Origin of the sequence: uncultured Methylobacterium sp. (genome assembly GCF_964242245.1) — a bacterium.
GTDB lineage: Bacteria > Pseudomonadota > Alphaproteobacteria > Rhizobiales > Beijerinckiaceae > Methylobacterium.
In genome coordinates this window covers 58,128-65,098 of the sequence record NZ_CAXTBY010000011.1, presented here as the reverse complement: position 1 = coordinate 65,098, position 6,971 = coordinate 58,128, and the positions used below count along the sequence as shown (strand labels likewise).

Below are 6,971 nucleotides of genomic sequence, written 5' to 3'. Positions count from 1 at the left end.
CATCCATCGCCGCACGCGATTGGGCAAACGTGTCAGTGTAGCCCGCCGTTGGTATAAGAGGCTCGGCAACACGCAAGCCGGCGACGGAGCGAGGTTCCACGGCCGGGGCTACGTCCAGCTCACCGGGCGGTCCAATTACCAGGATTGGGCGAGGCGACTCAACGTGGATCTTGTCGGCAATCCCGATCTGGCACTCGATGCGAGTGTCGCGTCCAAGATCTTGTTCGACGGCATGAAGCTCGGCACCTTCACCGGCAGGAAATTCTCGGACTACTTCAGTGGAACAAAGGAAGACTGGGTGAACGCCAGGCGCATCATCAATGGCACCGACAAGGCCCAGCTGATCTCGAGCTACGGACTCGCCTACTACGGTGCCGTCAGCTACACGGTCTGATCGGCCGCCGACCGGGAGGCCCTGTGACTCAGCGCAGCCCCTCCAGCGGCACCGGCGCCGCGTGCGGCCGGCTCGCCAGCATCCCGTCGATCAGGGCCAGAACCTCGCCCCGGCCGCAATTGGCGGCCGACTCGAACGGGGTCCAGGTCTGGGTGAAGTCGAGGCGGGCGAACACGTCGCGATAGCGGCGTAGTTCGTTCACCGTCAGCGGCACGCCGCGCACGAACGCCTTGTGGGCCGAGATCGTCGTAGCGCGGCGGACATCGCCCGGGTCCAGTTCGAACTTCAGGGCGTCGCCGCAGAAGCAGATCTTTCGCGAACGATCGAGCAGGACGGCGTGGCCGTCGAAGTGGCCGGCGGTCCGGTGCAGTTCCAAGCCCGGCAACGGCTCAAGGAAGTCGTCGTAGGGCCAGGAGACCTGGAGCGCCGCGCTCCAGGTGAAGTCGGCGGCCGGCAGGCATAGTTCCGGATCGAAGCGATCCTGCAACTGCACGAGCGCGCCGTAGGCGTGCGGGTGGGAGGCCGAGAGCATCTGCATCCCGCCCAAGGCTTCGATGTGGTCGAGCGCCGCCTCGCTGAAGACCGGGCAGCCCTCGAAGCCCATGTTGCCGTGCGGCGTGCGGATCAGGTAGCTCGACGGGCCGATGCCCGAGACCGGCTCGTTCCAGAACCGCCAGATACCGGGCTCCAACTCCTGCCAGTGGCAGGGAAAGCGCGCCTGCGCCTCCCGCCGGCTCCAGAACCGCCAGCCGTCCTGGGGCACCACGTGGCGGGCGTCGAGGCACATCGGGCAGGAGGGCGGAGTTTCGAAGTGCCGCTGCCAGAAGCCGCAATTGTCGCAGACGTAGGCCGGCAGATCGAGGGCGCCCGCGAAGGGGAGGTAACCGGGCACGTCGTCTCCTCATGTCTCCCGCGTCGGCTCACCCCTATCAGCGACGCGGCCTGAACGCAGCCCGTCAGAGGCGCGGAAGCAGGCGCCGCGGGGCGCTGGCGATGGCTGCGGCGCCCGCCAGCCCGACGAGGACGACGCCCGCGAGGCCGGCGACCAGGAGGTCGCGCTCGCGGCTCGTCCAGAACTCGGTCCGGGTGCGCTTGGTGCGCGCCGTGAAGCGGCCGTCGATGCCGACATCGCCCGGGACCGGCGCATCGAGGTTTCCGGCCCGATCCGGCAGGGCATCCGCCGTCATCTGCTGCGGCCACATCTGCGCGGCCTTGCGGTCGGCAAAGCCCGGCACCAGCGCCTGCGCGGCGGCCATCATCACCGCCGTGCGCCCGACCCAGACCTCGCGGCGCGGCTTCTCGACCGCGTACAGGATCGCCTCGGCGCAGAGCCGCGGGTCGAACACCGGGTCGGGGGCGTTCTGGCCGTGGCGGGTGCGGTTGCGCGCCCAGTCGAACTGCGGCGTGTTGACGGCGGGCAGGTAGATCACGCTGAGCGAGACGTCGACCTTGTCATGGATCAGCTCGCAGCGGAGCGCGTCGGTGAAGCCGGTGACGGCGAACTTGGCCGCGCAGTACGGCGCCTGGAGCGGCGCCGCGCGGATGCCGAGCCCGGACGAGACCTGGATGATGGCGCCGCGGTTGCGCGGCTTCATGTGGCGCAGGGCGGCGAGCGTGCCGTAGACTTGGCTGAGATAGGTCGTCTCGGTGACGCGCCGGTACTCGGCGGGCGTGATCCGGTCGGCAGGGTTCACCACCGTCGACATGGCGTTGTTCACCCAGGCGCGGATCGGCCCGAGGTCCCGCTCGACGCGGGCGGCGGCGGCGTCGACCGCCTCGGCATCCGCGACGTCGGCCGAGATCGCGAGCACCGGCCGGCCGTAGGCCGCGAGCGCAACCTCCGCCGCGCGCAACCGCGCTTCGTCGCGGGCAATGACGGCGACCGCCCAGCCGCGGGCGGCGAAGAGGTGGGCTGTGGCGAGCCCGATGCCGGCGCTGCCTCCCGTAACAACTGCGACCCGTGCCATGCTCCGCCCCGATGGAGAACTTCAGCGGCAACGGGGCCGTGCCCCGGTGGGTTGCGCGAGGCCCGGCGTGCCCAAACGACACGCCGTGCCCAAACGACACGCCGTGCCCGAACGACACGGGCCGCAGGCTCAAGCATGTGCAGGCGCCCCGTGACCCGACCCGGCATCCGGCGTCCGGCCGCGCTTGCGCCTCACCCAGATCGCGATGTTGCGGATCATCACGTAGAAGACCGGCGTCAGGAACAGGCCGAAGAAGGTCGCGCCGATCATCCCGAAGAACACCGCGGTGCCGAGCGCCTGCCGCATCTCGGCGCCCGGGCCCGTGGCGACGACGAGCGGCAGCACGCCGAGGATGAAGGCGAAGGCCGTCATCAGGATCGGGCGAAGGCGCAGGCGGCAGGCCTGCACCGCCGCGTCGACCGGACCCTTCTGCTCGACGCCCTCGATGTCGTGGGCGAACTCGACGATCAGGATCGCGTTCTTGGCAGCCAGCCCGATCAGCACGATCAGCCCGATCTGGGTGAGGATGTTGTTGTCCTGTCCCCGCAACTGCACCCCGGCGAGCGCGGCGAGCACGCCCGTCGGCACCACCATCAGGATCGCCAGCGGCAGCGTCCAGGACTCGTACTGCGCGGCCAGCACGAGGAACACGAGCAGGATGCCCAACGCGAACACGTAGACCGCGGTGTTGCCGGCCGCCCTCTGCTGGTAGGCGATCTCGGTCCAGTCGTAGGCGTAGCCCTCCGGCAGGGCCTTGGCGGCGATGGCCTCCATCGCGTCGAGGGCCTGTCCCGTCGAGACGCCGGGCTTGGCCACGCCCTGCACCGGCACCGAGTAGAACAGGTTGAACCGCTGCACGATCTGCGGCCCGGCCACGTCGCGCACGTTGGCGAGCGTGCCCAGCGGCACCAGCGCGCCCGTGGAGGAGCGCACCTTGATCTGGGAGATGTCCTGCAGCGAGGCCCGGTAGCCGGCATCCGACTGGAGGCGCACCTGGTAGATGCGGCCGAGCGTGTTGAAGTCGTTGACGTAGGTGCCGCCGAGATCCGCCTGCAGCGAGGCGAAGACGTTGGCGAGCGGCACGTTGAGCATGCGCGCGATCGTGCGGTCGATGTCGAGGTAGTATTGTGGCGTGTCGTTGCTGAAGGTCGTGAACACCCGCTGCACGTCGCTGCTCTGGTTGGCCTGCCCGAGCACCTCGCCGACCGCCGCGAGCAGCGGCCCGATCGCCGACGACTGGCGACTCTCGACCTGCATCTTGAAGCCGCCGCCGCTGCCGAGGCCGCGCACCGGCGGGGGCGGGATCACGATGACCCGCGCCTCCTGGATGCTGGCCGTCGCCTTGAGCACGTCGCCGGTGATGACCGCGGCGCTGCGCCCGTGCACCGCGCGCTCCTTGGCGCCCGAGAGCGTGATGAACATCACGCCCGAGTTGGTGGTGTTGGTGAAGGTCGCGCCGTCGAAGCCGGCGATGATGACGGTGTTGGTGACCCCGTCGATCTTGCGCGCCTCGGCCGCCGCCCGGTTGACGGCGTCCGTCGTCCGGTCGAGGGAGGCGCCGGACGGCAACTGGACGACGCCGATCAGGTAGCCCTGGTCCTGGTCCGGAATGAAGCCCGTCGGCGTCGTCTGCGCGAGGTAGATCGTGCCGAAGATGACGAAGCCGTAGAACACCATCACGGCGACGATGCCTATGGCGTAAGCGGTCAGCCCGTGGACGATGCGGGCGTAGCCGCTGGCCAGCGCGTCGAAGCCGCGGTTGAACAGGTTGCCGAGCCAGACGACGAAGCGGGTCAGGAAGAACTTCGGCGCCTTGCGGGCGTGGTGGGGCACGAGCAGGATCTTGCACAACGCCGGCGACAGGGTCAGCGAGTTGAAGGCCGAGATCACCGTCGAGGCGGCGATGGTCAGGGCGAACTGCTTGTAGAACTGGCCCGAGATGCCGGGGATGAACGCGGTCGGGATGAACACCGCGGCCAGCACCAGCGCGATGGCGACGACCGCGCTTCCGACCTCGTCCATGGTCTTGTGCGCGGCCTCGCCCGGCGAGAGGCCCTCGGCCATGTTGCGCTCGACGTTCTCGACCACGACGATGGCGTCGTCGACCACGATGCCGATGGCGAGCACGAGCCCGAACAGGGTCAGATTGTTCAGCGAGAAGCCGAAGGCCGCCATGGCCGCGAAGGTGCCGATCAGCGACACGGGGATCGCGATCACCGGGATGAGCGCCGTGCGCCAGCTCTGGAGGAACACCAGGATCACGATCACGACGAGGCCGACCGCCTCGAACAGGGTCTTGTAGACCTCCTGGATCGACTCCTCGATGAACTCGGTCGGGTTGTAGGCGATGCGGTACTCGACGTCGGGCGGGAAGTTCTTCTTCAGGTTCTCCATCACGTTCTTGACGGAGGCCGCCGCGGCGAGCGCGTTGGTGCCGGGCCGCTGGAACGCGCCGATGCCGACGGCGGGCGTCGCGTTGAGGAAGGAGTTCGTCGTGTAGTCCTTCTGGCCCATCTCCGTGCGGGCAACGTCCTTGATGCGGACCAAGCGGCCGCCGGCCGCCTTGACGATGACGTCGGCGAACTCCTCCGGCGTCTGGAAGCGCCCCTGGGACTGCACGACGAGCTGGAACGCCTCGCCGGTCTTGGCCGGGGGCGAGTTCAGGGCGCCGGCGGCCACCTGCACGTTCTGCTCCTGCAGCGCCAGGGTCACGTCGGTGGTCGAGAGGCCGTAGGAGGCGAGCTTGTTCGGGTCGAGCCAGATGCGCTCGGCGTACTCGTTGCCGCCGAAGATCGTGATGTCGCCGACGCCGTCGAGCCGCAGCATCTCGTCGCGAACGTTGAGGTAGATGTAGTTGGCGAGGTAGTTCTGGTCGTAGGTCCGGTTCGGCGAGAGCAGGTGCACGACCAGCATCAGGTCGGGGGAGGCCTTGCGCACGGTGACGCCGAGGTTGCGCACGTCCGGCGGCAGGCGGGGCTGGGCCACCGAGAGCCGGTTCTGCACCAGCACGTTGGCGATATCGAGGTTGGTGCCGACCTTGAAGGTGACGGTGAGCAGCATGTTGCCGTCGTTGGTCGACAGCGACGTCATGTAGAGCATGTTGTCGACGCCGTTGACCTCCTGCTCGATCGGCGTCGCGATGGTGGCGGCCACCGTCTCGGCGTTGGCGCCGGGAAAGCTCGCGCGCACGGTGACGGTCGGCGGCACGATCTCGGGGTACTGCGAGACCGGCAGCGAGGCGTAGGCGACGTAGCCCAGGATCAGGAAGACGATCGACGTCACCGACGCGAAGATCGGCCGGTCGACGAAGAAGTGGGCAAAACGCATCGGTCAAACCTCTCGGCGCCGCACCCCGGGCGGGGCCGGCAGCCTGCGTCGTCCATGGCGCCGCGCCGGCGGGGCGCGGCGCGTTCAGGTCCCGGTCGGTCTCACGTCCGGCGCTCGGGCAGCGTGGTCGATTCCGGCGTGACCTTGGCGCCGGGACGCACGCGGGACGTGCCGTTGACCACCACCGTCTCGTCGCCCTTGAGCCCCTCGCGGATCAGGCGGTACCCATCGACCTTGGGCCCGAGCTTGACGTCCTTGGCAGCGACCGCCCCATCCTCGGCGACCACGTAGACGACGCGCTTGTCCTGGTTGGCGGCCACCGCCTCGTCCGGGAGGAGGATGCCGCGGGCCGGCTTCGTGGCCGGCATCGAGACGGTGCCGAACAGGCCCGGCTTGATGAAGCCGTCGGCGTTCTCGACGGTGGCGCGCAGGAGCACCGTGCCGGTGGCGTCGTCGACGCGGTTGTCGACGAAGTCGAGGGTGCCCTTGCGGGTGGGCTTGGCCTCGCCCGACAGGGCGATCAGGATCGGCACGCCCTTGCCGCGCTGAGTCTCGCCCATGCCGATGCCGAGCGAGCCCTGGTACTTCAGGAACGACTTCTCGTCGACGGTGAAGCCGAAGTAGATCGGATCGAGGGAGACGATCGTCGTCAGCATCGTCTGGTCGGTGATGACGATGTTGCCCTCGGTGACGAGGCGCCGGCTGATGCGGCCGGCGATCGGCGACTTCACCTCGGAGAAGTCGTAGTTGAGCTGCGCGTTGCGGAGCGCCGCCTCGGCGCTGTCGACGTCGGCCTGCGCGGTCTGCGAGGCTTGGCGCCGCTGGTCGGTGACCTGCTCTGAGATGTTGCCGCCCTTCGACAGGGTCTGGGCGCGCTCCAGGTCGGTCTGCGAGAACGACAGCCGGGCCTTGGCCGACGTGAGCGAGGCCTGCGCCTGCTCCAGGGCGGCCTTGTAGGGCCGCCGGTCGATGACGAAGAGCACGTCGCCCTTCTTCACCGTGGCGCCGTCCTGGAAGTTGATCTTCTCGATGTAGCCGGTCACCCGCGCCCGCACCTCGACGAACTCGATCGGGTCGAAGCGGCCGGTGAACTGGTCCTGCTCGACGATCTCGCGCACCACGGGCTTGGCGACCGTGACCTTCGGCGGCGGCCCGCCCGGGGCCTGGGCGGATGCCTGGAGCGCGCCCAGCGCGGTCGCGACCGCGACGAGGCTTGCGAACCGGTACGTGCCGGCCGTGTACGTGCGCATCATGGGGTCCCTTGCGCCGGCGGCGTTAATCCT

Annotated in this window: 5 protein-coding genes; 1 reads left to right on the top strand and 4 read right to left on the bottom strand. The window is 69.0% G+C overall.

From position 1 onward, the window contains the following. Nucleotides 1-394, top strand: a 394-nt coding sequence (locus ACFE8Y_RS04970) for a glycoside hydrolase family 19 protein (protein ID WP_375463280.1), incomplete at its 5' end; no start/stop codon positions are given. A gap of 28 nt (nt 395-422) precedes the next feature. On the opposite strand, the gene ACFE8Y_RS04965 is transcribed toward ACFE8Y_RS04970, so the two are convergent. The 4 genes from ACFE8Y_RS04965 to ACFE8Y_RS04950 all read right to left on the bottom strand — a co-directional run bounded on the left by ACFE8Y_RS04965 (nt 423) and on the right by ACFE8Y_RS04950 (nt 6,941). After that, the gene (locus tag ACFE8Y_RS04965) at nt 423-1,286 is read right to left on the bottom strand and encodes an MBL fold metallo-hydrolase (protein WP_375463279.1); all 864 of its coding nucleotides are present in this window, start codon (nt 1,284-1,286) and stop codon (nt 423-425) included. 64 nt (nt 1,287-1,350) lie between these two features. Continuing rightward, nucleotides 1,351-2,361, bottom strand: coding sequence for an SDR family oxidoreductase (locus ACFE8Y_RS04960; RefSeq protein WP_375463278.1), 1,011 nt, complete (start codon nt 2,359-2,361; stop codon nt 1,351-1,353). A 129-nt stretch (nt 2,362-2,490) separates the two neighbouring features. Further along, nucleotides 2,491-5,688, bottom strand: coding sequence for an efflux RND transporter permease subunit (locus ACFE8Y_RS04955; protein ID WP_375463277.1), 3,198 nt, complete (start codon nt 5,686-5,688; stop codon nt 2,491-2,493). Between the two features lie 101 nt (nt 5,689-5,789). Further along, a complete protein-coding gene (locus tag ACFE8Y_RS04950) occupies nt 5,790-6,941 on the bottom strand; it encodes an efflux RND transporter periplasmic adaptor subunit (protein WP_375463276.1) in 1,152 nt (383 codons plus the stop codon). Nucleotides 6,942-6,971 lie beyond the last annotated feature (30 nt).

Excerpts from the sequence above, each read along its gene's own strand:
- ACFE8Y_RS04955 (WP_375463277.1), bottom strand. The coding sequence starts at position 5,688 with ATGCGTTTTGCCCACTTCTTCGTCGACCGGCCGATCTTCGCGTCGGTG.
- ACFE8Y_RS04960 (WP_375463278.1), bottom strand. The coding sequence starts at position 2,361 with ATGGCACGGGTCGCAGTTGTTACGGGAGGCAGCGCCGGCATCGGGCTC.
- ACFE8Y_RS04950 (WP_375463276.1), bottom strand. The coding sequence starts at position 6,941 with ATGATGCGCACGTACACGGCCGGCACGTACCGGTTCGCAAGCCTCGTC.